General features: G+C 58.3%; 21 protein-coding genes and 1 tRNA gene. 9 read left to right on the forward strand and 13 right to left on the reverse strand.

The genetic code is table 11. The annotated features are described in order from the left end of the window. The first annotated feature begins 6 nt into the window (after positions 1–6). The 3 genes from GO988_RS12180 (at position 7) to GO988_RS12190 (ending at position 2,839) form a co-directional block, all read left to right on the forward strand. Positions 7–681, forward strand: coding sequence for a DUF2306 domain-containing protein (locus tag GO988_RS12180; RefSeq protein WP_157565787.1), 675 nt, complete (start codon positions 7–9; stop codon positions 679–681). Between the two features lie 241 nt (positions 682–922). Further along, positions 923–1,822, forward strand: coding sequence for a hypothetical protein (locus GO988_RS12185; RefSeq protein ID WP_157565789.1), 900 nt, complete (start codon positions 923–925; stop codon positions 1,820–1,822). A 210-nt stretch (positions 1,823–2,032) separates the two neighbouring features. Then, entirely contained in the window at positions 2,033–2,839 is an 807-nt protein-coding gene (locus tag GO988_RS12190) for an XRE family transcriptional regulator (RefSeq protein ID WP_157565791.1), read from the forward strand. 147 nt (positions 2,840–2,986) lie between these two features. Here the strand turns inward: GO988_RS12190 and GO988_RS12195 are convergent, their stop codons facing one another. The 4 genes from GO988_RS12195 to GO988_RS12210 all read right to left on the reverse strand — a co-directional run bounded on the left by GO988_RS12195 (position 2,987) and on the right by GO988_RS12210 (position 7,228). Then, positions 2,987–4,723, reverse strand: coding sequence for a phospho-sugar mutase (locus GO988_RS12195; protein ID WP_157565793.1), 1,737 nt, complete (start codon positions 4,721–4,723; stop codon positions 2,987–2,989). A 104-nt stretch (positions 4,724–4,827) separates the two neighbouring features. Beyond that, a complete protein-coding gene (locus GO988_RS12200; protein WP_157565795.1) occupies positions 4,828–6,072 on the reverse strand; it encodes a T9SS type A sorting domain-containing protein in 1,245 nt (414 codons plus the stop codon). A gap of 126 nt (positions 6,073–6,198) precedes the next feature. Next, a complete protein-coding gene (locus GO988_RS12205) occupies positions 6,199–6,690 on the reverse strand; it encodes a hypothetical protein (protein ID WP_157565797.1) in 492 nt (163 codons plus the stop codon). A 106-nt stretch (positions 6,691–6,796) separates the two neighbouring features. Then, positions 6,797–7,228, reverse strand: a complete 432-nt coding sequence (locus GO988_RS12210; protein WP_157565799.1) for an OsmC family peroxiredoxin — start codon at positions 7,226–7,228, stop codon at positions 6,797–6,799. A gap of 244 nt (positions 7,229–7,472) precedes the next feature. On the opposite strand from GO988_RS12210, the gene GO988_RS12215 reads away from it, so the two are divergent. The 3 genes from GO988_RS12215 to GO988_RS12225 all read left to right on the forward strand — a co-directional run bounded on the left by GO988_RS12215 (position 7,473) and on the right by GO988_RS12225 (position 11,168). Beyond that, positions 7,473–8,978, forward strand: a complete 1,506-nt coding sequence (locus GO988_RS12215) for a GH3 auxin-responsive promoter family protein (protein WP_157565801.1) — start codon at positions 7,473–7,475, stop codon at positions 8,976–8,978. 186 nt (positions 8,979–9,164) lie between these two features. Further along, positions 9,165–9,467, forward strand: coding sequence for a hypothetical protein (locus GO988_RS12220; RefSeq protein ID WP_157565803.1), 303 nt, complete (start codon positions 9,165–9,167; stop codon positions 9,465–9,467). Between the two features lie 222 nt (positions 9,468–9,689). Continuing rightward, a complete protein-coding gene (locus GO988_RS12225; protein ID WP_157565805.1) occupies positions 9,690–11,168 on the forward strand; it encodes an NCS1 family nucleobase:cation symporter-1 in 1,479 nt (492 codons plus the stop codon). A gap of 92 nt (positions 11,169–11,260) precedes the next feature. Here the strand turns inward: GO988_RS12225 and GO988_RS12230 are convergent, their stop codons facing one another. From GO988_RS12230 to GO988_RS12245, 4 genes are all read right to left on the reverse strand, one after another. Beyond that, the gene (locus tag GO988_RS12230) at positions 11,261–13,105 is read right to left on the reverse strand and encodes an ABC transporter ATP-binding protein (RefSeq protein WP_232341504.1); all 1,845 of its coding nucleotides are present in this window, start codon (positions 13,103–13,105) and stop codon (positions 11,261–11,263) included. Positions 13,106–13,326: 221 nt separating this feature from the next. Continuing rightward, on the reverse strand, positions 13,327–13,833 hold the full coding sequence (locus GO988_RS12235) for an energy transducer TonB (RefSeq protein WP_157565808.1): 507 nt from the start codon (positions 13,831–13,833) through the stop codon (positions 13,327–13,329). Positions 13,834–13,878: 45 nt separating this feature from the next. Further along, a complete protein-coding gene (locus GO988_RS12240; RefSeq protein WP_157565810.1) occupies positions 13,879–15,381 on the reverse strand; it encodes a sodium:solute symporter in 1,503 nt (500 codons plus the stop codon). Between the two features lie 142 nt (positions 15,382–15,523). Continuing rightward, positions 15,524–16,537, reverse strand: coding sequence for an MBL fold metallo-hydrolase (locus tag GO988_RS12245; RefSeq protein WP_157565812.1), 1,014 nt, complete (start codon positions 16,535–16,537; stop codon positions 15,524–15,526). 122 nt (positions 16,538–16,659) lie between these two features. Between GO988_RS12245 and GO988_RS12250 the strand changes: the two genes are divergently transcribed. After that, complete coding sequence (locus GO988_RS12250; protein WP_157565814.1) at positions 16,660–17,382, forward strand: Bax inhibitor-1/YccA family protein; 723 nt, start codon at positions 16,660–16,662, stop codon at positions 17,380–17,382. A gap of 85 nt (positions 17,383–17,467) precedes the next feature. Here GO988_RS12250 and GO988_RS12255 read toward each other — a convergent pair whose 3' ends face one another. The 3 genes from GO988_RS12255 to GO988_RS12265 form a co-directional block, all read right to left on the reverse strand. Continuing rightward, positions 17,468–18,145, reverse strand: coding sequence for a hypothetical protein (locus tag GO988_RS12255; RefSeq protein ID WP_157565816.1), 678 nt, complete (start codon positions 18,143–18,145; stop codon positions 17,468–17,470). A gap of 229 nt (positions 18,146–18,374) precedes the next feature. After that, complete coding sequence (locus GO988_RS24605; RefSeq protein WP_157565818.1) at positions 18,375–20,582, reverse strand: M61 family metallopeptidase; 2,208 nt, start codon at positions 20,580–20,582, stop codon at positions 18,375–18,377. Positions 20,583–20,744: 162 nt separating this feature from the next. Beyond that, positions 20,745–21,413: a class I SAM-dependent methyltransferase gene (locus tag GO988_RS12265; protein WP_157565820.1), complete on the reverse strand. Its 669-nt coding sequence runs from the start codon at positions 21,411–21,413 to the stop codon at positions 20,745–20,747. 244 nt (positions 21,414–21,657) lie between these two features. Between GO988_RS12265 and GO988_RS12270 the strand changes: the two genes are divergently transcribed. Together GO988_RS12270 and GO988_RS12275 are read left to right on the forward strand one after the other, a co-directional pair. Then, positions 21,658–21,739: transfer RNA gene (locus GO988_RS12270), tRNA-Leu, on the forward strand. A gap of 130 nt (positions 21,740–21,869) precedes the next feature. Next, complete coding sequence (locus GO988_RS12275) at positions 21,870–22,601, forward strand: phosphatase PAP2 family protein (RefSeq protein WP_157565822.1); 732 nt, start codon at positions 21,870–21,872, stop codon at positions 22,599–22,601. 95 nt (positions 22,602–22,696) lie between these two features. Here the strand turns inward: GO988_RS12275 and GO988_RS12280 are convergent, their stop codons facing one another. After that, positions 22,697–25,087 carry a GAF domain-containing protein gene (locus GO988_RS12280; protein WP_157565824.1) on the reverse strand — a complete coding sequence of 797 codons (2,391 nt, stop codon included), beginning with the start codon at positions 25,085–25,087 and terminating at the stop codon, positions 22,697–22,699. Between the two features lie 78 nt (positions 25,088–25,165). Continuing rightward, positions 25,166–25,747 (reverse strand): hypothetical protein, encoded by a 582-nt coding sequence (locus tag GO988_RS12285; protein ID WP_157565826.1) that lies wholly within the window; start codon positions 25,745–25,747, stop codon positions 25,166–25,168. Positions 25,748–25,805 lie beyond the last annotated feature (58 nt).

Genomic DNA, 25,805 nt, shown 5'->3' on the forward strand with positions numbered 1-25,805 from the left:
GGCGGCATGCTGCGCAAACTCCTGCTGTTCTCCGCTACCCTACTCATCGCCGCCTTTGCGGCCCTGATGCTCACCAAAACACTGCCCTACTACACCTTCGAGAAGGGCATCCACTTTCTGACTACTAAAAGCGACGAAACCAACGATAGCCTATGGTTTCGGTTGGGTTTCTACGTGCACATCACCAGTAGCCTGGTCGTGCTAGTGCTGGGCCTGCTGCAATGGTTGCCGCCGGTGGCGGGGGTAGGGCCCCGCCTACACCGCTGGCTGGGCTACGGCTACGTGGTTGGTATTCTGGGGCTGGCGGCACCGTCAGGGCTCATCCTGGCGCGCTTCGCCAATGGCGGGCTTGCGGCGCAAGTAGGCTTCACGCTGCAATGCGTAGTGTGGTGGCTCACTACCTGGGTGGCTTATCGCGCTGCTCGCCAGCAGCAGTGGTCCCGTCACGCCGACTGGCTGGTGCGCTCCTACGCCGTAACGCTGGCGGCGCTGGCGCTGCGCGGCGAAAGCTATGTCATGTATTATGCCTTCGGTACCAAGCCGCTAGAAACTTACCTGACGGTGACATGGCTCTCGTGGGTAGGCAATTTAATCCTGGCCGAAGTGCTGTTAGAACTAGGCTTGGGTCGGTACTTCTTGCGGGAAATAATGAATAAGCTGCGCCGTAATTTGGCAGCATGAAAAAGTTATACTGGGTGTTCGGGCTGGCTTTAGGAATCACTGCCTGCCAGCCGCAGGTTGCCACCGCTGCCAATACCTGTACGGTTCCGTAAGGTGTTGCGGGCCGATGTGCCTTCGTAGCTAGTCCAGGATACGCAGCAAGTGCAAGCGTTTTTGTGGAATACTCTCTGGGAAAACGACGAGTGGTGGGCCAGGTCGCCCCAGCCTAGCCTGAGCCTGTAAGGCCTTGTTGTATAAGCTTATGAAAAAAACGCTTACTTTATTCGCGCTGGCTTGTGCTAGCGCCGCCTGCCAGCCCCAGGCCACCCAAACCACTGCCACCGCGGCGGCTGGCGTGCCCGTTGCCACCGCCCAGCCAGCTAGCCCCGCCAAAAATGTGCAGCCATTGCCGGCGCTATTTTCGGCCGCCGATACGCTGACGCTACCCATGCGCGACTTGTTGCACACCAACGACTTATCGCACCTCTGGCAGAACTTTGGCCATTACCGCGATGGCAATGCCGAATGCGTTGAAGGGTTTTTTGGCCCCGACCACTACCACTTTGCGATGGTATTCACCCAAGTGACCCGCGATGCAACTGACCCGGCCGTGTACCACGTGGTTGGGAAAAGTCGCTACCGCAAAAATATCCGCCCCTTCACTGGCACGCTCACCGTGCGGCAGGTAGCCGACTTATCGTATCCTGGCTTTTTGCAGGCGCTGGCCAACCAGCAGGAGAAGGCGGCTGACTCGCTCGCCGGCCGTACCTACACGGCTCGCGCCCAGCTACAGCTGCAAGAAGAGCAGCAGGAAAATAGCGGCCTCTTCGAGGGAGAAGTGTTGCTGGATTTTTACGCGGTGCCCAACCAAAGGTCGGGCTTCGTCTATGTGTTTGCTTTTGAAGGCATGGACGAAAAGCTGCCCACGCGCGGCGCTGGACTGCTGCTGCGCGGCAACCGGCGAAATGTGTCAACCGGACAGGTCAAGTCCTTTATCGTGGCGCCCGATGTGGCAGCAGTAGCGCCCTACGTATTTAAGGACTTTATGCTTGATGAACGCATGGGCGAGATTAATCCTAAATATGCCAAGCTGGGCTGGAATGAGTTTTGGACGAATGACGAATGGTGGGCCGACTCGCCCAAACCTAGCCTGAACCTGTAGCCTCAAAACAGCCCACCGCAAAAACAGCCGCCCCGAGCAGAGGCGGCTGTTTTTGCGGTGGGCTAATCAAAAAAATATTTCTGCCAACAATTCCCACCCCATTAGCGTTGGCAAGTCTAATGGAATTAGTAACTTGCGTGCTGTGTTGCTGGTTTTGTGCGTCGCGTGCCCACCGCGCTGGGTTTTTCCCTCCCTTGCATCTCTACTGTTATGATTAATACTAACCTCAAGTTCTGGCGCCGCGAGCTAGGCCTGACGCAGGCTCAACTAGCTGATAAACTAAGCATTAAGCGCTCGCTGGTGGGCGCCTACGAAGAAGGCCGTGCCGAGCCCCGCTTGGCCACCCTCGTGAACATGGCCCGGCTATTCAATATTCCACTTGACTCGCTGGCTACCACCGACTTTACGAAGCGCAAGAACGCCAAAACGGCGGCTGCCCTGCGCGAAGCCGGTCCCCTCACCGATACCCTACCCGAGGACAAGCCCATGCGGGTGCTGGCCTTCACCGTGGGCCTGGATGAAAAAGAAAATATTGAGTTAGTGCCGCTCAAAGCCGCCGCCGGCTACCTAAATGGCTACGCCGACCGCGAATTTATTGAGGAGCTACCCCGCTTCCGGTTGCCGATGCTGGCTAGCACGGGCACTTACCGCGCCTTCGAAATCGCGGGCGATTCGATGCTACCCCTCGCCAGCGGCACCACCATCGTAGGCCGTTACGTCGATGATTGGGCGGCTATCAAGGATGGCACGCCGTGCATTGTGGTTAGCCAAAAAGATGGTATTGTATTTAAGCGCGTATATAATAAACTGAAGCAAAGCTCGATGTTTGCCTTGCAGTCGGACAACCCGCTGTACTCGCCCTACGATGTGCGGGCCGAGGATGTGCTCGAGATTTGGGAAGCTAAGAGCTACATCAGCAGCGCGTTCCCCATCGGTGGCGTGTCGCTGGAGCACTTGGCCAGCATGGTACTCGATTTGACGCAGCAAGTAAAGCAGATGCAATTGCAGCGCGCTTAGGAATAAGTTAGGGGCATGTGCCCTTGAGAAAACCAAAAAAGAACGTCCCGCTGAGCTTGTCGAGACACCTCTACCGCCTCATCCAACGATGCGGTTGAGATGTTTCGACAAGCTCAGCGGGACGTTCTTTTCTGATAGACCTGCTTGTTACTTCAACTGCATTTCTTCGATAATACGCTGAATCTTGGCTTCCGCTTTTTGGTGCGTTACCTCGTAATCGGCGATAGAGCCCAGCGGCTCCTTCACGCTGAAATAGAACTTAATTTTGGGTTCGGTGCCGCTGGGGCGGGCCGAAATCTTGTCGCCGGCCTCGGTGAGAAATTGCAGCACGTTGGAGCTTTCGACGCCGGTGCTCTCTTCCTGGTTGGTGCGCAGATGCTGAATTTTGCCGGTCTGGAAATCGCGGATTTCAACTACTGGTGAGCCGGCCAGGGTGGTAGGCGGGTTTTTGCGCAGCTCCACCATCATCTCCTGGATTTCCTCGGCGCCACGCTGGCCCTTCTTAGTCAGCGAGATAAGGTCTTCAACGTAGAGGCCGTACTCGGCGTACATGCGCTCCATTTCCTCATAAAGCGTGCGGCCCTGGTCCTTGGCTACAGCGGCCATTTCGGCTACGAGGGCGCAGGCCGATACCGCGTCTTTATCACGCACGAAGTCGCCGATGAGGAAACCGTAGCTTTCCTCGCCGCCGCAGATGTAAGTTTCCTGGCCGCGGAGGTCGCGGATGAGGCCAGCAATGTACTTGAAGCCCGTGAGCGTGCGGTACGACTTCACGCCGTAGTGCCGGGCAATATCACCCAGGATTTCGCTCGTCACGATGGTGTACACGATAAAATCGTTGGGCTGAGCCTTGCCCGCGCGCTGGCGCGCCGACAGGATATAGTGCGTCAGCAGCGCGGCGGTTTGGTTGCCATTGAGCAGCACCCATTCGCCTTTGCTGTTTTTGACGCCTACCCCCACCCGGTCGGCATCGGGGTCGGTAGCAAGTACGATGTCGGCGTTCTGGGCTTTGGCTTGGTCCAGGGCCAGTTGCATGGCCGACTTTTCCTCTGGGTTGGGCGACTGCACCGTGGGGAAATTGCCGTCGGGCACGGCCTGCGCCTGTACCACGCTCACGTTGGTGAAGCCAAACTCGGCCAGCGCGGGCGGCACCATCTTAATACCCGAGCCGTGGATGGGCGTGTACACAATGCCCAAATCGTGCTGCCGCTGAATAGCCGCCGGGTCGATGCTCAGCTTCTTCAACTCGGCCAGGTAGGCGTTGTCAACTTCTTGCCCAATAAGGTGGATGCGGCTGGGGTCTGCCGTGAATTTCACCTCGCTGGGGTCAGTGATTTTGTTTACCTCCGTGATGATGTTCTTATCGTGTGGGGCCACTACCTGCGAGCCGTCGTTCCAGTACACTTTGTAGCCATTGTACTCCTTGGGGTTGTGCGAGGCCGTGATAACGCAGCCGCTCTGGCAGCCCAGGTGCCGGATGGCAAACGAAAGTACGGGGGTAGGGCGCAGGTCGTCAAACAGGTACGCCGTGATGCCGTTGCCCGAAAAAATACCCGCCACCGTCTCGGCAAACAGGCGCGAGTTGTTGCGCGAGTCGTGCGCAATGGCGACTTTAATTTCCTGGTCCGGGAAGCTCTGCTTCAGGTAGTTGCACAACCCCTGCGTAGCCATGCCCAGCGTGTAGCGGTTCATGCGGTTCGAGCCCGCACCCATGATGCCACGCAAGCCGCCGGTGCCAAATTCTAGCGAGCGGTAGAAGGCGTCATTGAGGGCATCATCCTGCTGCGTATCAATAAGCTGTTTTATTTCGGCCTGGGTATCAGCGTCGTAGGCGGGGGTAAGCCAGGTGTTGATGCGCTGCTGAACGTCGGGGGAGAGGGGCATGGGAAGGGAATAGAAAAGTTGGTAAGGCCAGAAACGGCCGTAAAGGAAAGATGTTCGGGCCGAAAACCCAACCGCGCCGCCTACTTCACTCCCAACCAACCAGCTTACTGCACCGCTATTTTCTGGGAAAAGCTGCCTTGGGGCGACTTGATTTTTACCACGTACACGCCCGTCGCTATTGCCGAGATATCAACATCTTGTGCCAAACGATTGGCGGCCAGTGTAGTAGTTAAGACGGTGCGGCCCTGCAGGTCTTGCAGCAGCAGGCTGGTAGCGGCGCCTACCCCTGTCGTTCGTTCGATGTGCAGCGTATGGTGGGCAGGGTTGGGCACCACCGTAAAGCTGACCGCTGCCTGGGGCGCGGCAGTAGCCAGCACCGTAGGCGCCAGCCACACGCTGGTGCTGAGCGCGTACAGTTGCTGCGGCACCGTGAAAAGAAAGTTCGAGATGCGCTCGTTGGAGATGAATACGCGGCTGCGGCTCACGAAGGTGAGCCCTTCGGCCTGGCCAATTTCTAGGGCGCTGGGCAGCTCGATGCGGCGCTTGTTAGCCTGCAAAAAATGGGTGCCCGTGAAGCCCGACAGCAACCACATAAACGTGGAGGTATCGCTGGCGTTGTAGCCCAGCAGGGCCGCTACGGTGCCCGTGGCGTTGATGTCGGCGGCCGTTACCAGCCCATTTACCTTAAAAGTGCCTTTGAGGTGCGCTACGTACGTGCCCGGCGTGGCTGGCACGGTGTAGTAGCGAGTTTGCAAATCGACCCAGTTTTTGGTGAAGATGTGCAGCGAGTCGTTGGCAAAAAAGAGCGCCTCGCAGTCGAAATTGTGCCGGTTGGTGCGGGGCGTAAAATCGGTTTGGTCGGGGTAGCTGAACTCGATGGCTTCCGCCGCGGCGGTACTGGCCGCCGGGCCAAGGGCCGATTTGGGCACGCGTAGCACCCGCAAGTCGCGGCGGTCGCCGTTGTTGTTGCCCACATCGCCGATGTACAGATACTGCGCGCTGGCGGCAATATCCTCCCAATCCACGTTGCCAAAATTGGTGATGCGCACTTGCTGCACCACGTGCCCATCGGTCGAGTCGACTCGGAAAAGCACCGGCGCATTGCCGCTATCGTTGAAGGTCCAGAGCTGACCGCCCGTGTACTGCAAGCCCGAGCTTTCGGCTACCTCATCGGCCAGCTTGGTTTTGGGGGGCAGGGCCGTGCTGGTGAGGGGATACTGGCACGAGCCGTCGTTGCCAACGGCGTTGGGGTTGTAGTTGGTCGCGCGTGGGTCGGGGCAATTCTGGGCCGTAGCCACCTGCCCAACGCCCACAGTTAGCAGCAGCGAAAGAGTCAGTTTTGCCAGCATCCGGATTCAATAAAACAAGTGAGCAACTCAGTTAGCTACTCAGGAAAGACTTATTCAGGGTAGCAAGTTACTTGCTGCGTGCCAGTTACCTGCTGCCGCACTCAGCCTGTTTAGCGTTGGTTAAGCTTATTTGGCAGCGGAGGCATCCTCGCGCAACGCTACCCCATAACGTTTGGCAAAGCCTTCGAGCTGGCCGCGCAGCATGGCGCGGCGGCGGGTACCTTTCACCTCGCGCATATTCAGCACGTGGATGTCGCCATCCTTGAGCCTTACCCGCAATTGGCGGGGTAGCAGCTCCAGCAGGCTCATAGTTTCGGCTGCAAATACCTGCTTCGGCCGAAACAAGCCCGCCTTGTGCACGAGGTAGCCCGGCGCAAACTCGAAGTAGCTCTGTGTGCCAAATACCGGCGCGTTGTGCACCAGAATAAAGCCCAAATACAAGGCGCAAATAGCTAGAAACACATAATGCAGCCAGTAAAAATCTTGGCTGGCGGGCGAATTGCGCAGCATCAGCAGCGCGTAGGCAATGGCAAAAAGAACGAGCGAAACCTGCACCCCAAACGAGAGGCGCGATGAGTTGGCGGGGCGTAGGCGAATGCGGGTAGTACCAGTGGGCATGGGGCAAAGCTACTTACGAATTAAAAAGTAGAAATTATGAATCGGAAAATAGCCTCCTCAGAAGCCCGAATCCTCCTGCATAATTTCTACTTTTTAATTCGTAATGTTAAGTCAGCTTGGCTTCGAGCGTCATTTCGGGCACGGCGCTCAGCACCTGCGATACCGGGCAGTTGGCCTTGGCAAACTCGGCGTGCTTCTGGAAGTCTTCGGGCGTGATATTGCCGCCGGTCACTTTACCTTCGGTGCTTACCGCAATTTTGGTGATTTTGGGCGGGTTCTGGGTCGGGTCCAGCGTCACGGTTGAGGTCGTGGTGATGGTGTCCACCGTGTGGCCGTGCTGCGTGAGCACGTTGGTCAGGAACATGGTGTAGCAACCGGCGTGGGCCGCGCCAATCAGCTCCTCGGGGTTGGTACCCTTCTGGCCCTCAAAGCGTGAGCCTACCGAGTACTGGGCATCTAACAGGCCGCTCTGGGTAGTGATGGTGCCGTGGCCTTTCATGTCGCCGTTCCAAACAGCTTTACCGCGTTGGTTAATCATGATGTGGAGAAGAAAAAGGGGAAGAATAAGGGCTGGCAAAGGCGCCAGCGTTGTGCGTACGTGCAACTGCGGGTCTTTTGTTTTGTTTACTATGTAAGCATTAAATATTAAACAAGCTATTACTAGATGCATCAAGTGTGGCGGCCGCCAGCTACTAATCCGATTAAGACAGGGTTTAGCCGCCGTGCCCGCGATACACCTTAGTTTTGGCGGGGCCAGCAAGTTGCTGCATCGAAAATTAAGCATGGGAATTAAAGCCATTCTGAGCCGCCCGCTGGCTGCCTACACCGTGCACCGCTACCAGCAGTGGCAGCAGGCGCCGGCCGCTACGCAGCGGCGCCTGCTACACCAATTGGTGCACGCCGCGACGGGCACGGCCTTTGGGCGGGCGCACGATTTTGGGGCTATTCAGACGTCGGCCGACTTTGCGGCCCGCGTGCCCATCCGCGACTACGAAGCTGGCAAGGCCTACTTCGACCGCGTGAAGGCCGGCGAGCCCGATGTGCTGTGGCCCGGCCGGCCGCTGTACCTGGCCAAAACCAGCGGCACCACCAGCGGCGCCAAGTACATTCCCATCACCCAGGCCAGCATCGGCAACCACATCAACGGCGCCAAAGATGCCCTGCTGCACTACGTGGCCGCCACCGGCCGCGCCCGCTTTCTGGACGGCAAGTTAATTTTCCTGTCCGGCTCGCCCGAGTTGGAGGGGGTAGGGCCGGGAGGCGGCATTCCAACGGGCCGGCTCTCGGGCATCGTCAACCACCACGTGCCGGCCTACCTGCGCCGCAACCAGCTGCCCAGCTACGCCACCAACTGCCTCGAAGACTGGGAAACCAAGCTCGACGCCATCGTGGGCGAAACGCTGGGCCAGCCCCTGACGCTCATCTCGGGCATTCCGCCCTGGGTGCAGATGTATTTCGACCGCCTCACGGCCCGCACCGGCCGGCCGGTGGGCGAGCTGTTTCCGCAGTTCGACCTCTTTGTGTCGGGCGGCGTGAGTATGGAACCCTACCGCGCCCGCCTCCTCGAAAGCATTGGCCGGGCGGTCGATAGCATCGAATTGTTTCCGGCCTCCGAAGGCTTTTTAGCTTTTCAGGACCAGCCCGGCAATCCTGGCCTGCTACTGCGCCTAGCCAGCGGCATTTTCTTTGAATTTGTGCCCGCTGAGCGTTTCTTCGAAGTAAACCCGCCCCGCCTCACCATTGCCGAAGTCGAACTGGGGAAGCAATACGCCGTCGTGCTCACTTCCAATGCCGGCCTTTGGGCCTACTCGCTCGGCGACACCGTGCGCTTCGTGGACTTGCACCCGCACCGCGTAGTGGTTACGGGCCGCATCAAGCACTTTTTATCCGCTTTTGGCGAGCACGTTATCGGCGAAGAAGTGGAGGCCGCCCTGCGCGAAGCCGTGCGCCAGCACCCCGAAGCCGAGGTGACCGAGTTCACCGTAGCCCCGCTCGTGGGTGAGGAGGCCGGCCAGCCCTCGCGCCATGAGTGGCTGGTCGAGTTTGCCTACCCCCCCCGCGACGCGGCCGGCTTCGCGGCTGTGCTCGAGGCCACCATGCGCCAGCTCAATACCTACTACGACGACTTGCGCCAGGGCAACATCTTGGCGCCGCTGCTGCTCACGGCGCTGCCGGCGGGCGCGTTTCAGCGGTATATGAAAAGCGTGGGCAAACTGGGCGGGCAAAATAAGGTGCCGCGCCTGGGCAACGATAGGGGGGTAGCGGCTGGTTTACACGCCGGACTGTAGGAAGAAAACAGACTGGTAATCAATGGCTAGGCTGCCTGCGTGTGCCTAGTGCCCACGCAAACTGCCCATTGGACAAATACCGGGTAAAAAGGTGGCTTTGGTAACGCTGCCTGCCCACGCGGCGTATACACCGCCGAGAGCAGGCCGAGGAGGCCGCTTCCTTTTCCACATTCCTTCCTTTTGATTATGAACACCGCCAAATCCCTGTTGCTTGCTGCCTGCGCCATTTGCCTCAGCAATGTAGCCTTTGCCCAGACTACCCCCACTACTACTGGCACCACCACCGGCACCACTACCGAAAACGGTACCCTGACCGTGCCACGCCCCCTCAACCAGTCGGGCACCGGCGTAAATGACCCTGCTAGCATCAGTGTCGATGGCACCATGGGCAACGCCGATAATACCACCAACGCCACCAAAAGCCGCAAAACCCACAAGCAAAAAGGCTCGATGTCGGATGGCAAAGGCAAGATGAAAACCAAAATGTAGTATCTGCACCTAGTGCACTACGAACGCTGGCTGGCCCAAATAGGGCCAGCCGGCGTTTTGTGTTTAAGGCGGGGTGGTACTGATTACATAGGATAATAAATAGGCTGTGCTGCGTAGCAAGTTTAGCGGGGCTAGCTGGCAAGTGCTTGGCTAAGTGCGCGTAGGCGCGTAGCTTGCGGCTGCGGGCGGGCGTGTGGCACCCACGCCGCCCACCCTAGCAGCATGGAAATTCCCTACCCCCCCGTTGCGGCCGAAGCAGCCCCAGCGGCCAGCCTTACCAGCGAAGACCTAGCTCCGGTAGCGCCCGCTGCCCGTACCTGGGGCACCTGGAATTATGCCGCGCTCTGGATTAGCATGAGTTTGTGCATTCCCACGTACATGCTGGCCAGCTCGCTCATCCAGGGCGGCATGAACTGGTGGCAGGCCTTGCTCACCATCTTTCTGGGCAACGCCATCGTGCTCATTCCCATGATTTTGAATGGCCGGGCGGGCACGCGCTACGGCATTCCATTTCCGGTATTTGCGCGGGCTAGCTTTGGGGTGCTGGGGGCCAATGTGCCGGCGCTGCTGCGGGCCGTCATTGCCTGCGGCTGGTTTGGCATCCAAACCTGGATTGGCGGCTACGCCATTTACCAGCTGGCCGTGCGCTGGTGGCCCGCGCTGGGCACCCTACCCCCCGTATTTCCGGCGAGCTGGGGGCTCGCGACGGGGCCGGCCATCACGTTCTTCCTGTTCTGGCTGCTGAATATGTACGTAGTATACCTCGGCGTCGATAGCATTCGCAAGCTGCTGGTATTCAAAGCCTTTTTCCTGCCCCTAGCGGCGTTGGCGCTGCTGTGGTGGGCCATCTCGGCCGGGCATGGGCTGGGGCCTATTTTGGCGCAGCCCTCTCATTTTGCCACGCCCGACGGGTTTTGGAAGTTCTTTTTTCCCTCGCTCACGGGCATGGTGGGCTTTTGGGCCACACTCTCGCTCAATATTCCCGATTTTACGCGCTATGCCACCAGTCAGCGCTCGCAGCAACTGGGCCAAGCGCTGGGCCTACCCCTACCCATGACGTTGTTCTCGTTTGTAGGGGTAGCCGTCACGTCGGCCACGCTCCTCATTTACGGCACCACCATCTGGGACCCGGTGGTGCTCGCCGGGCGCTTCGAAGGCCGCTGGCTCGTAACTTTTGCCATGCTTGCCGTGGCCCTCTCTACGCTGGCTACCAACATCGCGGCCAATATCGTAAGCCCCGCCAACGACTTTGCCAATCTCGCGCCCCAGCGTATCAGCTTCCGGTCGGGTGGGTATTTTACGGGGGTAGTGGGCTTGCTCATCTTCCCCTGGAAGCTCATCGCCGACCCCAGCGGCTTCATTTTTACTTGGTTGGTGGGCTACTCGGCGCTGCTTGGCCCCATCGGCGGCATTCTCATTACCGACTACTACCTGCTGCGCCACCAAGAACTGTCACTGAGTGACTTGTATCAGCACGAAGGCCGTTATACCTATAGCCGCGGCTTCAATCCCGTGGCCATTGTGGCACTGGTACTGGGTATTTTGCCTAGTGTGCCGGGCTTCTTGGCGGCCATCGGCGTACTCGACAAAGCAACTGTGTGGCCCTGGTTGCTGGAGCTATATAATTACGCGTGGTTTGTGGGCTTCTTCGTGGCAGGTGGGCTGTATTGGGTGCTAATGCGGGGCAAGGCACTGCTTTAAGATGAAGGTTTCTTAAGCCGATTTGCTCTAACGAGTAGGGCCACCCATTCGCTAGCGAATGGGTGGCCCTACTCGTTAGAGCAAATCGGCTTCTACGCCAACTCAAACTGCAAGCGCAGCAAATTGGCGTACAGCCCGCCTGCTCGGTCACTCAATTCCTCGTGGGTGCCGGCCTCCACAATGCGGCCGCCGTCAATAACCAAAATCTTATCGACCTTGCGGATGGTGCTGAGGCGGTGGGCAATGATGAGGCTGGTGCGATTTTGCATCAGTTCGTCGAGGGCGCCCTGCACGAGCTTTTCGCTTTCGCTGTCGAGCGAAGAAGTAGCTTCGTCGAGGATGAGGACAGCTGGGTTTTTCAGGATGGCGCGGGCAATGGCCACGCGCTGGCGCTGCCCGCCCGAGAGCTTCACGCCGCGGTCGCCGACCACCGTATCAAGCGCCTCAGGGAAATGCTGAATGAACTGCCAGGCGTTGGCGCGGCGGGCCGCTTCGATGATTTCGGCATCGGTAGCGCCCGGCTTGCCGTAGGCAATGTTCTCGCGGATGGTGCCGCCAAAGAGCAGCGTTTCCTGCGGCACAATGCCGATGTGGCGGCGCAGGGAGGTTAGGTCGTAATCGGCCACGTCGTGCCCATCTACCAAGATGCGGCCGCCGCTGAGGGGATAGAACTGCATCAGCAGCCCCGCAATGGTGCTTTTGCCCGCGCCGCTGGGGCCGACGAGTGCGATTTTTTCGCCCGCCGCAATATGAAAGTCAATGTCTTGCAGCACCGCCATATCGGGGCGGGTAGGGTAGCGAAATACCACGTGCTCGTAGCGAATATCGCCGCGAATTTGGGCTGGCACTAGGCCAGTAGCTGGCTCGCGTAGGGTAGGCTCGGGGGTTTCGTCCAGAATTTCGAGGATACGCTCGGAGGCGCCCAACGTGCTTTGCACCTTGCCATATAGTTCGCCCAAGCCGGCCACCGAGGCGCCAATGAAAGCCGTGTAGATAATGAACGACACAAGCTGGCCGATTTCGAGGTGGCCGGGCCCGGCCGTATACACGAGGGTAGCCCCGCGCCACAGTACTAGAATGATGCCGCCAAACAGGCCAATAATGACAAACGACACGAAGCCGCCGCGGTACATATTGCTTTGCAGCGCGGCCCGTACCACTTTGCCCAGCGAAAGGGTGTAGCGCTCCGTTTCAAACTTCTCGTTGGTAAACGCCTTTACCGAGTTAATGGCCTGCAAGGTTTCTTCCACAATAGTATTGGTGTGCGCTAACTCTTGCTGGGTAGTCTTGGCCAGCGTGCGGATTTTGCGGCCAAACAGCCCCGCCGCCAGCACGATAGGCGGAAACGTGACCAGCATAAACAGCGACAATTTCACCGACACCAGCATGATGAACGTGATGCCGCCCAGCAGCGTGAACACCTGGCGAAACAACTCGGCTAGCGTCAGCGAAAACGTGTCCTGGATTTGGGCAACGTCGCTGGTAATGCGCGAGGTGATAGCTCCCACGCGGTTTTGCTCAAAAAACGGGATGGGCAGCTGCACGAATTTGGCGTAAAGCGCCTGTCGAATGTCGCGCACCGTAAACTCGCTCACCTGCGTGAAAAACCAGATGCGCCCAAACGAGAAAAAGCCCTGGCACACAATCACCAAAAACAGCAGCAGCGCAATGCGGTCAATGTTGAGGGTGAGGCCGCCGGGTAGGATAACGGGCTTGTGGTTAGCGGCATCCACGAGCTTACCCGCCACCCACGGAAAGGCCATAAACGTGCTGCTACTGAGCAGCAGCATCACCAAGCCTACGATAAACTTAGCCCGGTAGGGCAATACAAACTTAAAAATCCGCAGGCTACGCTGAAGCGACTCTTTATTTACTTTTGGTTTGGGCAGGTCGGCCGTGAGGTCGGTGCCGCTGGTATTCATTCCACTTCGAGCCATAATTTAATCGGGGCTGGCTGGGGCCGGCCTACTTATTTGCTAGACGAACAAAGGCTGCGCTTGCTTTAAAGGCGTGGCCTTCTTGCTGATAATTACTTTCAAAAAGGACGTCCTACTGAACGCCGTGAAGCACCTCGCGTGAATCGTTGAACGAAGCGAGCGAGATGCTTCACGGCGTTCAGTAGGACGTCCTTTTTAGTTATTCTTCTAGGCTAGGGCCCTTAATTCAAGCCGGGCGCATCCTTCGTGGAGCGGGGCACTTTGCGGTCGTTTTCAAATTTTACTACCCCCGCATTATCAAATGGCACGGGCACTTGCACCAGCACGGGCACCGGCACGCCGCGGCGGGTGGCGGGCTGCCAGGGGGGTAGGGTTTGCACCACGCGCAGGGCTTCGGCGTTGCACTCGGGGGTAAGCCCCTTAGCTACTTTGGGGTTGATGAGCTTGCCATCGGTGCCCACGGTGGCCGTCACAAGTACGTCGCCAGTCACGCGGGCTTGCTTGGCCTTAACGGGAATCTGCACGTTTTTGGTAAAAAACTCGCCCATGGCTTCCTCGCCGCCCGGAAACTCGGGGGCATGGTCGGGGCGATTTTCGGCGCCGCCGCCCGCTTGCAGTTGCATGTTGCCGGGCGTGAGGGTGATGGGGGCTTTGGCGGGGGTAGGCTTGGTTTGGGCCAGCGCCAGCAAGGGGGTAGCGAGTAGTAACGAGAAGAGATAAAGGCGCATAGGATAGGAAAAGTCAGCGGCTAGCCAAGCGGCAACCGCCACGATTTAGGACAAAATAGGCGCGGCTTCGGTTCGGTTATCGGGCCGCGAAATCAATAGTAGGCCCAGAAAGGTGATGGCCCCGTTAAGTAGCAAAATCTCGAAGCCAAACTTGTAGCCGCCCAGCCACTCTACCGAGTGCGCCACGATGAGCAGCGTAAGCAGCGGCCCCACAATGCACACGGGCAGCACCAGCCGCTCGCGGAAGCGCCGCCGCGTAAAAATGCCGAAGCTATAAAGCGCCAGCAGCGGCCCGTAAGTGTAGCCCGCGGTTTTGAACACGGCGTCAATTAGGCTTTGCTCGTTGATGACCCGGAAAACTAGGATAATCAAAATCAGCGCCACCGACCAGCCCAGGTGCGTGAGCTGCCGAATGCGCGTTTGCTTGGCCTCAGCGTACTGCTTGATGTTGATAAAATCGACGCAAAACGAGGTGGTAAGCGCCGTGAGTGCCGAGTCGGCCGAAGCGTAAGTGACCGCGATAATACCCAGAATGAAGATGATACCCGCAAACAGCGTGAAGTGGGTGGTAGCCAGGTAAGGAAATACGCGGTCGGTGTCGAGCGTGCCCTTGGGGGTAAGGAGCTGTGGCAACTCGCTGAGGTGAATACCTTTAGCTGCTGCGTATTGGTAGAGCAGCACCCCCAGCGTGAGAAACAGCACGTTGACGCCCACCAGCACAATGGTAAACCAGAACATATTCTTCTGGGCGTCGCCGAGGCTGCGGCAACTCAGGTTTTTCTGCATCAAATCCTGGTCGAGGCCCGTCATCACGATGGTGATGAACATGCCGGAGGCAAATTGCTTCCAGAAGAATTTATCGTCTTTAAAATCAGAAAAATAGATGTGCGACATTTCGCTGCCGCGCACCGTAGCTACCAGTTGCTTGAAGCTCAGGTTCAGCTCCGACGAGATGAAGTAGATGCTCAAACCCACGCAACTCAGCATGGCCAGCGTCTGGAAGGTGTCGGTCCAGAGAATAGTTTTGAGACCGCCGCGAAAGGTGTAGAGGTAAATGAATAAGATGCTGACCATCACGGTAACCGCAAACGGCACGCCCATTTTATCAAACACCGCCAGTTGCAATACGCCCGCCACCAGGTAAAGCCGCAATCCCGAGCCCAAAGCCCGCGAAATTAAGAAGAACAGGGCGCCCGTTTTGTAGCTCCAGTAGCCAAAGCGCTGCTCTAGATAGGTGTAGATGGACACCAGCCGCAGGCGGTAGTATAGGGGCATCAGCACGGTGCCAATGACGAGGTAGCCCGCCACGTAGCCCGCCACCACGGCCAGGTAGCTCCAGCTTTTGCCGTACACGTTGCCCGGCACCGAGATGAAAGTGACGCCCGAAAGCGAGGTGCCAATCATGGCAAACGCCACCATGTACCAGGGCGCGTTGCGGTTGGCCACAAAGAAGCTTTCGCTAGTAGCCTTGCGCGAGGTGAGCAGCGCAATAATAACCAGCACGACAAAGTAGCCCGCGATGAGGCTGAGAACGAGGGTAGGCGACATAGGTCGCAAAGGTAATCCACCGTTTCTCCGTCATGCTGAGCTTGTCGAAGCATCTCGCTCGCGCCGCTTAAATTAGTAAGCTAACGGCGTGGTAGAGATGCTTCGACAAGCTCAGCATGACGTGCTATCTAAATAGAGTATATTATTCCCATTGTGGCCAGCGCAGCACCTCGCCCACGGCCGGCGCGTGCAAGGCGCCGCGTAGCAAGCCGCCGGCTGCTACTTCCGTAAGCAGGCGCAGCGGCTCGGAGGCGGGCTCGTCTGAGAGGTCGAAGGTGCCGTAGTGCATGGGCACCACGTGGCCCGCCCGCAGGATATTGGCCGCTTTGGCTGCCTCGTGCGGGTTCACGTGGCTCATGTGCATCATAAAAGGCGGCTTGTAGGCGCCAATGGGCATGAGTACAATATCGAGCGGCCCGAACGTTTGCTCGATGTGCTCGAAGTGGTCGCCGTAGCTCGTGTCGCCGGCGAAGTAGATAAGCCGGTCCTCGGTCTTAATTAAAAAGCTACCCCACAGTACTTGGTTGAGGTCGAATACCCCGCGGCGGTGCCAGTGGCTGGCGGGCAGGTAATAAATCTCAAAAGGAGCAGCTGGCCCCAGGTCGTACTGCTGCCACCAGCCTGCCTCCTGCACGGGCAGGGTAGGGGCCATGCTGCGCAGCAGCGGCGCCATGCGCAGCGAAGAAAGCGCCCGCATCTGCGGGTTTTGCTGGGTTAGTAGCTTAATGGATTGCTCGTCGAGGTGGTCGCGGTGGCCGTGCGAAAGCAACAGGTAGTCGATGTTGCGCACATCCTCGGGGCGGCAGGGTAGGGCGTGGCGGTGGCGCAACCCAAATGAGCTGAACAGCACCGGGTCAAACAACAAGCTTACCCCCTTCACGCGCAGCAAAAAGCAGGCGTGGCCCAGCCAAACCAGCATGTCCTCGGTCGAGAAAAAAGCCTCGGCGCAGGGTACTACCTGGGGCACCCAGGTATCGCGTTTTTTCTCCTCTTTCTGAGGGTTAGCCGTTAGTTGCCAGCGTAGTACGGTGCTGAAATGCGGCTCGAAAAGTGCCTCGCCATTGCAAAATTCCTTGCCAATAAGCTTGTTGCCGGCGTAGCCGGGCCGAATAGTGCGCAGCGCCTCGTTGCGGCGGTAATGAGCGGAAGCAGACATAAGGACAGGCCAGGGGGCAAGGCGGTAAGTCGGCCGCAAAATTGCTACTACTACCGCCGGTGCTAGCCAAAGTTCGTACTTTGGCGTAGGTATCTGCTTACGCTGCTCATCTTTTCCTTGTTATGAACGAAAATCAATTTGACCGCTCCATTGCGCGTCAGCTTTCGGCCGAAGAAGCGGCCCGAATTCAGGCGCAGTTTTTTGCCCAAGTATATGGCTGGATGGCCGCCGGCCTGAGCCTAACCGGGGGGGTAGCCCTGTTCACGGCGTCTTCCCCGGCCATGCAGCAGTTCATCTTCGGTACGCGCTTTCTCTTTATTGGGCTCATCATTGCCGAGTTGCTCATTGTGGGCTTTATGACGGCCCGCGCCGCCCAGTGGAGCCGTGCCGAAGTGCAAACCGCTTTTCTAGCCTATGCCCTGCTCAACGGCCTGACGCTGAGCGTGATATTTATGGCCTACACGGCCGATTCGATTGCCTCTACTTTCTTCGTGTCGGGCGCCACGTTTGGCGTAATGAGCCTGTACGGCTACTTCACCAAGTCCGACCTGTCGGGCTGGGGTAAAATACTAAGCATGGCCATTATCGGGCTATTTATCGCCTTGGTAGTGAACATGTTTGTGCAAAGCTCGGCGCTGTCGCTGGTGGCTTCGTTTGTAGGCGTGCTGCTCTTTACAGCCCTCACGGCCTACGACACGCAGAAGCTCAAGCAAATCGCCTTCATTGGCGTAACCGAAGGCGAAGAAGCCAGCCACAAAGCCTCCATCCTGGGCGCTCTCACGCTGTACCTCGACTTTATCAACCTGTTTTTATTCTTGCTGCGCATCTTCGGTCGTCGCCGCTAAGGCCCAAAAATTCACTTCTAAAAAAGCCCCGCCGATACCTAGGCGGGGCTTTTTTGTTGCTATCAGCTCGGGCTAGGGGTAGGCTTTACGCCGCTGCACCGCCGCTCAAAAAACTAGTGGCTGCCTGGCGATGAGCCTGAAGCTCGGCCAAAGCGGCTGACTGCGCCAACTCGTAAGACGCCAGCGCGGCCTGCGTTTTTTGGCGCTCGGTGGCTAGCTGCTGCTGGGTGTCGGCTAGCTGCTGCTGCTTGGCTTGCAGCTGCTGGCTGAGGGCAGCCAGGTCGGCGGCCAATTGGCGCTCTTTTTCTGTCAGCTGCATCACTACGCCGGGCGCCCCGTTGCCCACGGCTTCACCCATTTTTTCGCGGTGGCGGGCCAGCACTTTGTCGCGGTCGGTGGCCAGGGCTGCTTCAAACTCGCCAGCCGACGCTAGCAATGCAGGCACCGTCGAGCCATTCACAGCACTGAAGGCGTTGAAGGCCGTTTGGTAAAGCAGCGGGCCGCTCAGGCCGGCGGCGGCCATGCTTTTCACCATCTTCATATAAGCCGCGAAGTCTTTGCCATCACCGGCCAGCAGGCTAGCCATGTGGTCGAGGTGCCGCTGCTCGGCCTGCCCCGGCGCCGGGGAGGTAGGCCGGGCAGCGGCATTGCTTGGCTGAGCAGAGGGTAGGGGGCTGCCCGCCGTTTTGGCGGGTGCTCCGGTCGGGTCAGGCTCCACAAAAAAGCCTTTGGCAGCCTTGGCGAGGTTATCGAAAATTTCCATGACGGTAGAAGTAGCAGCGGGCCCGGTGGGCCACGCAGTGCAATAGCTTCATCGCCAAGAGGGGGGTAGGCATTACAGCCGAACGTAAATTATTCGGCAATAGATTAGGTAGTGAAGTCAAAAAAGCACGTCCTGCTGCCGAAAGGAAATACCTCTATCACCTCGTTTAACGGTGCGGTAGAGATATTTCCTTTCGGTAGCAAGACGTGCTTTTTATGTTTCAGGCCTCTTACTTGATAGGAGTAGGCGCGGCAGTGGTAGCCGTAGCCGCGAGCCAAGCGGCGCGCTGCTCCTTTTGGGCAGTGGTGGCCGTCATCTTCTCGACGGTCTCCATGGGCTGCACCTGAATGTTGGTGTCCTCGGTGAGCACCACTTGGGTAGTGCGCTCTACGCCAGCACGGTTGCGCACCTTTACAGGTACGAGGTCGGCGGGCGTGTGGCGACGCATAATAGCTTCGAGGGTGGCCATGTTGTCGATTTTCTCGCCGTCGAGCATCACTATCTGGTCACCACGGTCGATGCCAGCCTTATAGAGGCCCGAGCCGATGGTAGTGTTGTGCGATAAGATGCAGCGGTCCTCTTCGTCGAACTCTACCTGGCGGGGTAGGGCGGCGGCGAGTGCCTTCACGGGCACCACCGCCAGGCCCATCGTGCCCAGGTTTTCGGCAAAGCGCGGCGTTTCGTGGCCGTAGATGTAGCGCCGGAAGAAGTTGCCAGCGAAGGCCGTATCCTTAGCTACCGTGCCCAGCACGCGCTGCAAATCGGCCACCGTGTAGCCTTTTACCGGGGCCAGAGCGGGCGTCTGTGGCTTGCCAAACTCCTGCCACATAGCCTGCATGTACTTATCGAGCGAAGTGTGGAAGCGCTGGCGCAGCTGCAAATCGAGCACGAGTGCTAAGCCCGCGCCCTGGATGTAGTATGAGAGGTAGGTGTTGTTGCGGTTGGTAGGGTCCACCGACACGGCGGCGTCTACGAAGCCCGCTTGGCGGCTCATGTCTACGGCCGAGGCGTAGCGGGCGCCCGGCGAGTTGATGCGGGCATTCACCCACGAACTCACTTTGTTGTAAAACTGCTCATCGGTGTAGAAGCCCGCCCGGCGCAGCACCAATTCGCCATAGTATTGCGTGAAGCCTTCGCCAAACCAAAGCGCGTCGCTCATATTAACGCGCTGAAAGTCAAATGGCTCTAAGCCCTGCGAGCGAATGCGTTCGGTATTGTAAGCGTGAAAAAACTCGTGCGATACGGTGCCTAGGTTGCGTAGGCCGCCCTCTTCGCGCAGGGGTAAGGGGCTAGTGAGCGAAGTCGAGTTGCGGTGTTCCATACCGTCGCCGCTGGCCTGGGGTAGGTAGTCAGCCAAGAAGGTGTAGCGGTTGAAATCGAACTGCGGAAACTCGCCGCCGTACACACCAGCCGATTCGCGCACCACTTTTTGCGTCTTCTTCACGAAAGCATCAACCTCGCTCACCGGCCCCGAATAATAGGTCGCCATCTCAAAATTGCGGCCCCCGTCCTGCCACGTATGCAGGATTTGGGGCGCCCCAAGCACGATGGGGCTGTCCATGAAATACTGCAGGTTAGGGGCAGTAAAAGTCGTTTTATCGTCGCCAGCGGCTCGTAGTTGGGTAGCTACTTTCCAGGTGGCGGGCAATTCAAATTTCACTTCGGCTGCCCGGCTTTCCAGCCCCTGCACGTAGCAGAAAGTAGCCGGTATATTGAGGTGAGCATGTTGCTGGTCGATACCCGAAAAAGTACCGTCCGTAAGGTCGCCATACAGCGTGTAGTCAAATTTAATAATGCCATCGGCACCCGGAGTTATTTCCCAAGAATAAGGGTCGGGGCGATTGACAGCCAGTAGCTTACCGTTGGTGTCGGTAGCTACCGCATAATAAACATTTTTAATAAAATCGTGCAGCGCGTAGCGGCCCGGCGACGACCGCGCCATGCGCACAACCGCCTTTTGGCCAGGGGGCAAACCCGCAAACGTGGCCGCAATACGTGCCTCGTGGTGCACCGCATTGGGGAAGGAAACCGTGTAGTGCACGGCCGGCCCAAGGGCGGCGGGCGCCACCGGCGTGGGCTTGGGGGGCGCTTCTACGGTGGCCGTAACTGGTGCTTCGGCTGGTGCTACTACTACCGCCGGTGCCGGCTTAGCAGCAGGCGCCACCACTGGCTTAGCCACCACGGGTTTAGCTATAGCTGGCTTAGCGGCGGCTGGTTTAGTTACTAACGGTTTAGCAGCTGTCACTGGCTTGGCCAGGGCAGGTTTAGCTACTGCCGGCTTAGCGGTGACTGGCTTAACTACGGCAGCCTTACTGGCCACTGGTTTGGCCACAGCCGCCTTGGTAGCAGGAGGGGTAGCAGTTTGCGCAGTAGCTAGGTTAGGTAATAATAAGGTTCCTACCGCACCTAAAAGGGATTTGCGGAAAAGTTTTTTCATAAAAAGTAACAGGATAATACCAATTGCCTATCTTTTTTAAAATAGCCCTGAGTGGAGCAGTGCAAAGTAACTAAATAATTGCATCAGCTGGCGCTTTTGGCCCTCATAAATACGCGAATGCCCTTCCCGCGCGTCTAGGACCAAGCTGTTAAGCGCCATGATTTAGTGCAGAACGAGTGCGTCAATCGCATTTGCAAAAAAGGATTTTTTCCAGATAGAACGTAATCCCAAGCTAGCCAGCTCAGCCGGCCACGGGGGCATTCGCTGCACTTGCAGCCCCACCAGCAAACCAAAAAACCGGTACATGGCTTGTATCAGCCAAAGCCGCCAGCCGCTTTGCGCTGGTCGAAAGTCGGTTACTAGCCAGGGTGCGCTCGGCTGGCGAGCGGCCTGCAAGCGAGCCAGCGCACCTGGCAAAGCTTCGGCGGTGAAGCAATCGAGGACGAAAAAAGTAATAAGCACATCGAACTGCTCGCCCGGCTGCAAGGCGGCTTCGCTGCCCCGGCGCAGCTCAACAGCCGCGCCGGGCGGTGCAGGCTGCCGCCGCAGTCGTGCCCGCGTACGAGCCAGCATTTCGGCCGAGACTTCTAGGTAGAGTACCTGGGCCGTGGGCTGATGCCGCCACAACTCGCTGAGTACCCAGCCCGCACCGCCGCCCAGCACCAGCACCCGTAGGGGGGTAGGGCTGGGCGGCAGCCCCGCCACAAGGGCCGCTCGCTGCGCCCGCCGCAGTGCCCCGCCAAATGCCAGCCCCGCCAACAAGTCGTAGAAACGAGCCACTCGGCCGAAGTCGGCCTCTGGCGGGAAGGTTTGCGGAGGAGAAACGGCCATAACCAACAGAAAAGCTAAAAAGCAGGCTAATTTCCGTTTGAACCTAGCTATTACTAACTAAGCCAGATTTATTTTGTGAAAAACGGCAGCTGCAAGTAGCTGAGAGACAATTTTCCGGCTGCGTGTAGTGCCTCAGGACAGCAAAAAAAACGGGGCTACGCTTGCGAGATGCTATGCAAGGAGGCTATCTTTGTACCATCAAAAGCCACCACCGACCGGGTGGAGCGGTTTTTGAACTTCGTTTGCGCTTGTGGCGAAATTGGTAGACGCGCTGTCTTCAGGCGGCAGTTCCGCAAGGTGTGAGAGTTCGAGTCTCTCCGAGCGCACGAGTACAATAAGAGCCAGCCCCATGTGGGGCTGGCTTTTTTGTTTTCAATTTTGTTGAAATAGAAGCCAGACAGCCAATCCTGAAGAAATTCCGTTCAACGTTTTTTCTCCTTTCCGAAAAGCCTCGATATGCCCGCGCCCGCTGCTCCGCCCAACCAGTCCAGCTCCTCGACCCGCCAAGCTGAGCTAGCCGGTTTGCTTACTACGGAGGTCGTTTTTGGGGGCGTATTATTCTTAGTAGCGTTCGCCTTGTTTTTCTACTTGATTCGGGTAGTTTTTCAAGAGCATTCACAAGTGTTTGATAACTGGGGTTTTGCGCAAATGGACCGCCTGCGGGCCGCGCATCCTGGCTTGCGGTGGTGGATACAAAACGTACTTACCTGGTTTGGGTCGGTGTGGTTTTTTGTGCCGGCCAGCTTGCTTACGCCGCTGGTGCTGCACCGACGCGGCCTCAGCCGCTACGCCATCGAATTGCTGGCTTCTATGGGCGGAGGCTTGGCGCTCAATGAGTTGCTGAAAGCATATTTCCACCGCGACCGGCCTACCACGGCCCTTATTCACCAGTACGGTCTGAGCTTTCCCAGTGGGCATGCTATGATGAGCATGGCTTTTTATGGGTGCTTGGCTTGGCTGGCCGTGCAGCACGGCCGGCACTGGGGCTGGGCGGCGGCGCTGGTGTGTTTCGCTGTGCTGATTGGCCTCACGCGGGTGTTTTTGCACGTGCACTACCCCACCGATGTGCTGGCTGGTTTTGCTGGGGGCGCAGCGTGGCTAGTACTGCTGCGCACGGGCATCCGGCTGTTTTGGAAAGAGAAAAAGGTGGTCAATACCAACGAATCGGGCACTAACGTGACCGAGTAAACGGCCGGGCCTGTTGCCAACAACGAAAGTATCGGACGCAAACGGGGGGTAGGGAGCGGTCGCTCCCTACCCCCCGTTTTGCAATTAGGTTGTGACTACAGTTTCACGGCTACGCGCAGGGCCAGCAGGCCTTTCACGCCTTGCAATTCTTCTAGTTCTAGCTCCTCAATGCCGGGCTCCAGCAGGTTGCGGTCTTGCAGGTAATCAATGTACTCGAGGTATTCGGTAGCCTCGCGGGGCTGGGCATACACCAGTGCTAGCTGGCCGGGCTGGGTCAGGCGCTCGCCGGTACCGAGCACGGTGGCTTTGTCGATACGCTTCTTAATTATCTCGTAGCGAATGTTATACGCTCCATCGACGTCGAACTGGCGTTCGTCTTGTCGGAAGCGAATGCTCAGGGGCTGCGAATGCACCAAAATCAGCTGCGTAGTGTCGAGCGGTACCGAAAGCGTGGCCTTGAGGATATGAGTGCGGCGCGTGATTTCGACCATCACCAGCAATTGCCACAGGCGCAAGTTTTTCAGAAAAACCAGGTCAAACGGCTTGCCCTGCACCAGGCTACCCCCCACGTAAATGTTGTGCTCGACACCATCGGTTTTAAGGCGCTGGAAGTAGTGCGGAAACATGAGCTGCGCCTTGGCTTCTTCCTCGTCGAGGTAGTCGCTGATGGTATCGTTGATGCGCGTAACGCTTTCTTCAAAGTCGCGGCGGCGGTGGTAGAGAATGCCCAGGCGCGGGTCAATCTGCTGCCAGTAGGCGGCGATGGTGGGGCGTAGCTCTACGTTGTTTTGGGCCAAATACTCAAACAGAGGCTCGACTTCGGTGCGCAGCGAGTCGTAAATACTTACCTCATCGCCACTGATGATGCCCTGGCGCAGGCGCCGCAAGTTCTTAGTTACGTAGAACTTAAGTTCATCTAGAATGGGTAGCTGCTGAAAATCGGACGCCTTTTTGAGCACTCGGTTGGCCAGGGTTAGGTGCTCGATGAGGTCGCCCTGCACGGCTTCGTTGCGGGCCATGCTGCTGCCCCGAATGTCGCAGGAGCCGTGCAGCGGATAGACCTCCTCAAACACAATGGCCTCCATTTCGGCGTTGCGGTTCCCGTCTTCGTGCTGGGCCAGCAGCCGCCGGGCCGCATCGTTGAAGCGCCATTCCATGGTAGGGTGAATGGCCGTAAACTTCTCTTTGATAACCGATTGAATGCGGGTTTCTAGGTCCTCCGCATTGCGCTTCACCGCTACCGCAAACAGCGGCACAAACTGGTTCACCAGCTCCATGTCAAACTCGTCGAGGTCGCCCACGCCGGGCGAGCCCAACTCGAGCAGGCCCACCGTATCGGGGCCGTAGGGCAGTAGCGCCAAAATGGCCGAATGCACGCCCATGCTCAGCATTTGATGGCGCATGCCCTCGGGCAGGTCGGGCGCGGTGGCTACGTCTTCGAGCACCAGCGGGCGGCGCTCGGCCAGCAGGCGGGCGTAGAGGTGGCGAAAGTCGCCCTCTAGCTGCTGCCCCTGCATCTGCTTGATGAGAAAGCTGTGGTTAATCTTGCGGCCGAAGTCCACGAAGGCTTTTTTGCGCTCATCATAGGCTGCAATGCCCAGCTGCAACGCCGGCCGGGCAAACAGCACCCGCAGCTTTTCCTGAATCTGTTCGAGCCGGTCGGAGGCCTGCAACACATCGCGCTCCAGCAAGTCGTACTTCAGTTCGGATAGTATCTCCTGGGTCGTAACATCCAGCAGGTGAAGCAGGTTGAAACCCTCGAGCACGAAGCGCTCGGGGGGTAGGAATTCCTGCCACAGGTCGAGGCGGTGGCGGTTACGCAGCAGGTGCTGCACTTGCTCATGGGTCAGCATGGGCTTATCGCCTACCACCCGCACCCGCACAAACGACGAGTCAAAATCTACTCCGTAGTGCCGGTACAGCCCAATGCGGTAGTCGGCCACCGTAAAAATGAGGCCGCCCTGGTCGGGTACCTCCGCCCCGTACTCGCGGCTGAGAATCAGCAGGTAAGCCATGCGCGTCATGCGTTCTTCCAGCATGGGCAGGTCCACGTTCAGCGGCTGCTTAATGGTGCGGTCCTTACCCAGCATCACCTCCGCAAAGCGAGTGGTGTAGTAGAAGCTCTGCCGCTGAAACGGCGGAATGGCCCCGCTGATACCGGTAGTCGTGGCCGCTGGCGGAAACACGGCCAGCATCAGCGTATCGACCAGGTCGCGGTGCTCATCCAGGGAATGAATATTGGCCAAGTCGCCCCGGCAATACGTCGCTGCGGCCACCTGCTTGCCAATGGAGCACGCCAGCCGGGCTACCCCAGGGTTGGCATCGTGCTCACGCTCATGCCAATAGCTAATGAGTGGCTCCAGGCTAAGACGCGTCACAAACGGAAAGCCCACGTGGTGGCTACCGGGCGGGGTAGGCTCGGGGGGAACGAGGGGCAGGGCTGCGGTGGCAGCGGCCGAGGGCAATAACGTATCAGGAGCGAGCATAGGGATAGGGAAGCCCGGTAGAGTAGGAGCGGCCAAGCCTGTCTTTGCGCAAGTAGCCCAGGGTAAAATTCCTCGGGGCTACCTGCGCAGCAAAATGGGCAGGGGTTCGCCACTGCTTTCAGTAGCATCATAAAACGTCCCGTTGACGGAAACAGTTTTTTTAGTGTTTTGGTAGCAAGTGCAGCAACCGTCTGCATTGTAGCGGCCGCTCAGCGTTACGGGGCCGATGGCGAAGCTATACACCGGCCGGGGCGCCAAGCCGCCATTGGCTCGCACGCGCACCGAATCGCCTTTGGGCACTAGCAGCCGGTAGGTGTAGAGGCTGAGTTTGCTACCGGCCGAGGCCGTGGCGAAGGGGTAGGTATTGCTGAGCACGATGGTAGTACTAGGCAGCTTTACTTGCCGCAGCTGGCGGGCCAGTATAGAGTCGCTTAGCACGCCGGGCAGCAGCCGAGCCGTATTGACGGGGGTAGTGCTATTGGTGGAGCTGTATTGCACCAGATATACGGTGTCGATGTCGCTGGGCCGAAACGTGCTTTGGTCGAGTTTAAAGAACAGGGCATCTGCGAGCAGGTCTTGGCAATCGCAGGAATTATTGGCGCAGCAACCAGCCAGCAGCAAGGCGGGCATAAGCAGCAGAGTGCGCAGGGTATTTTTCATGAACTAGCAGCGGAGCGTGGCCCACCCAAACGGCCGGCCTGGCCCTTTTCGCATAAAA

It is taken from the genome of Hymenobacter ginkgonis (assembly GCF_009755225.1).
GTDB classification, from domain to species: domain Bacteria; phylum Bacteroidota; class Bacteroidia; order Cytophagales; family Hymenobacteraceae; genus Hymenobacter; species Hymenobacter ginkgonis.

Coding starts and splice junctions, on each gene's coding strand:
- GO988_RS12180 (WP_157565787.1), top strand. CDS start 7: ATGCTGCGCAAACTCCTGCTGTTCTCCGCTACCCTACTCATCGCCGCC.
- GO988_RS12185 (WP_157565789.1), top strand. CDS start 923: ATGAAAAAAACGCTTACTTTATTCGCGCTGGCTTGTGCTAGCGCCGCC.
- GO988_RS12190 (WP_157565791.1), top strand. CDS start 2,033: ATGATTAATACTAACCTCAAGTTCTGGCGCCGCGAGCTAGGCCTGACG.
- GO988_RS12195 (WP_157565793.1), bottom strand. CDS start 4,723: ATGCCCCTCTCCCCCGACGTTCAGCAGCGCATCAACACCTGGCTTACC.
- GO988_RS12200 (WP_157565795.1), bottom strand. CDS start 6,072: ATGCTGGCAAAACTGACTCTTTCGCTGCTGCTAACTGTGGGCGTTGGG.
- GO988_RS12205 (WP_157565797.1), bottom strand. CDS start 6,690: ATGCCCACTGGTACTACCCGCATTCGCCTACGCCCCGCCAACTCATCG.
- GO988_RS12210 (WP_157565799.1), bottom strand. CDS start 7,228: ATGATTAACCAACGCGGTAAAGCTGTTTGGAACGGCGACATGAAAGGC.
- GO988_RS12215 (WP_157565801.1), top strand. CDS start 7,473: ATGGGAATTAAAGCCATTCTGAGCCGCCCGCTGGCTGCCTACACCGTG.
- GO988_RS12220 (WP_157565803.1), top strand. CDS start 9,165: ATGAACACCGCCAAATCCCTGTTGCTTGCTGCCTGCGCCATTTGCCTC.
- GO988_RS12225 (WP_157565805.1), top strand. CDS start 9,690: ATGGAAATTCCCTACCCCCCCGTTGCGGCCGAAGCAGCCCCAGCGGCC.
- GO988_RS12230 (WP_232341504.1), bottom strand. CDS start 13,105: ATGGCTCGAAGTGGAATGAATACCAGCGGCACCGACCTCACGGCCGAC.
- GO988_RS12235 (WP_157565808.1), bottom strand. CDS start 13,833: ATGCGCCTTTATCTCTTCTCGTTACTACTCGCTACCCCCTTGCTGGCG.
- GO988_RS12240 (WP_157565810.1), bottom strand. CDS start 15,381: ATGTCGCCTACCCTCGTTCTCAGCCTCATCGCGGGCTACTTTGTCGTG.
- GO988_RS12245 (WP_157565812.1), bottom strand. CDS start 16,537: ATGTCTGCTTCCGCTCATTACCGCCGCAACGAGGCGCTGCGCACTATT.
- GO988_RS12250 (WP_157565814.1), top strand. CDS start 16,660: ATGAACGAAAATCAATTTGACCGCTCCATTGCGCGTCAGCTTTCGGCC.
- GO988_RS12255 (WP_157565816.1), bottom strand. CDS start 18,145: ATGGAAATTTTCGATAACCTCGCCAAGGCTGCCAAAGGCTTTTTTGTG.
- GO988_RS24605 (WP_157565818.1), bottom strand. CDS start 20,582: ATGAAAAAACTTTTCCGCAAATCCCTTTTAGGTGCGGTAGGAACCTTA.
- GO988_RS12265 (WP_157565820.1), bottom strand. CDS start 21,413: ATGGCCGTTTCTCCTCCGCAAACCTTCCCGCCAGAGGCCGACTTCGGC.
- GO988_RS12275 (WP_157565822.1), top strand. CDS start 21,870: ATGCCCGCGCCCGCTGCTCCGCCCAACCAGTCCAGCTCCTCGACCCGC.
- GO988_RS12280 (WP_157565824.1), bottom strand. CDS start 25,087: ATGCTCGCTCCTGATACGTTATTGCCCTCGGCCGCTGCCACCGCAGCC.
- GO988_RS12285 (WP_157565826.1), bottom strand. CDS start 25,747: ATGAAAAATACCCTGCGCACTCTGCTGCTTATGCCCGCCTTGCTGCTG.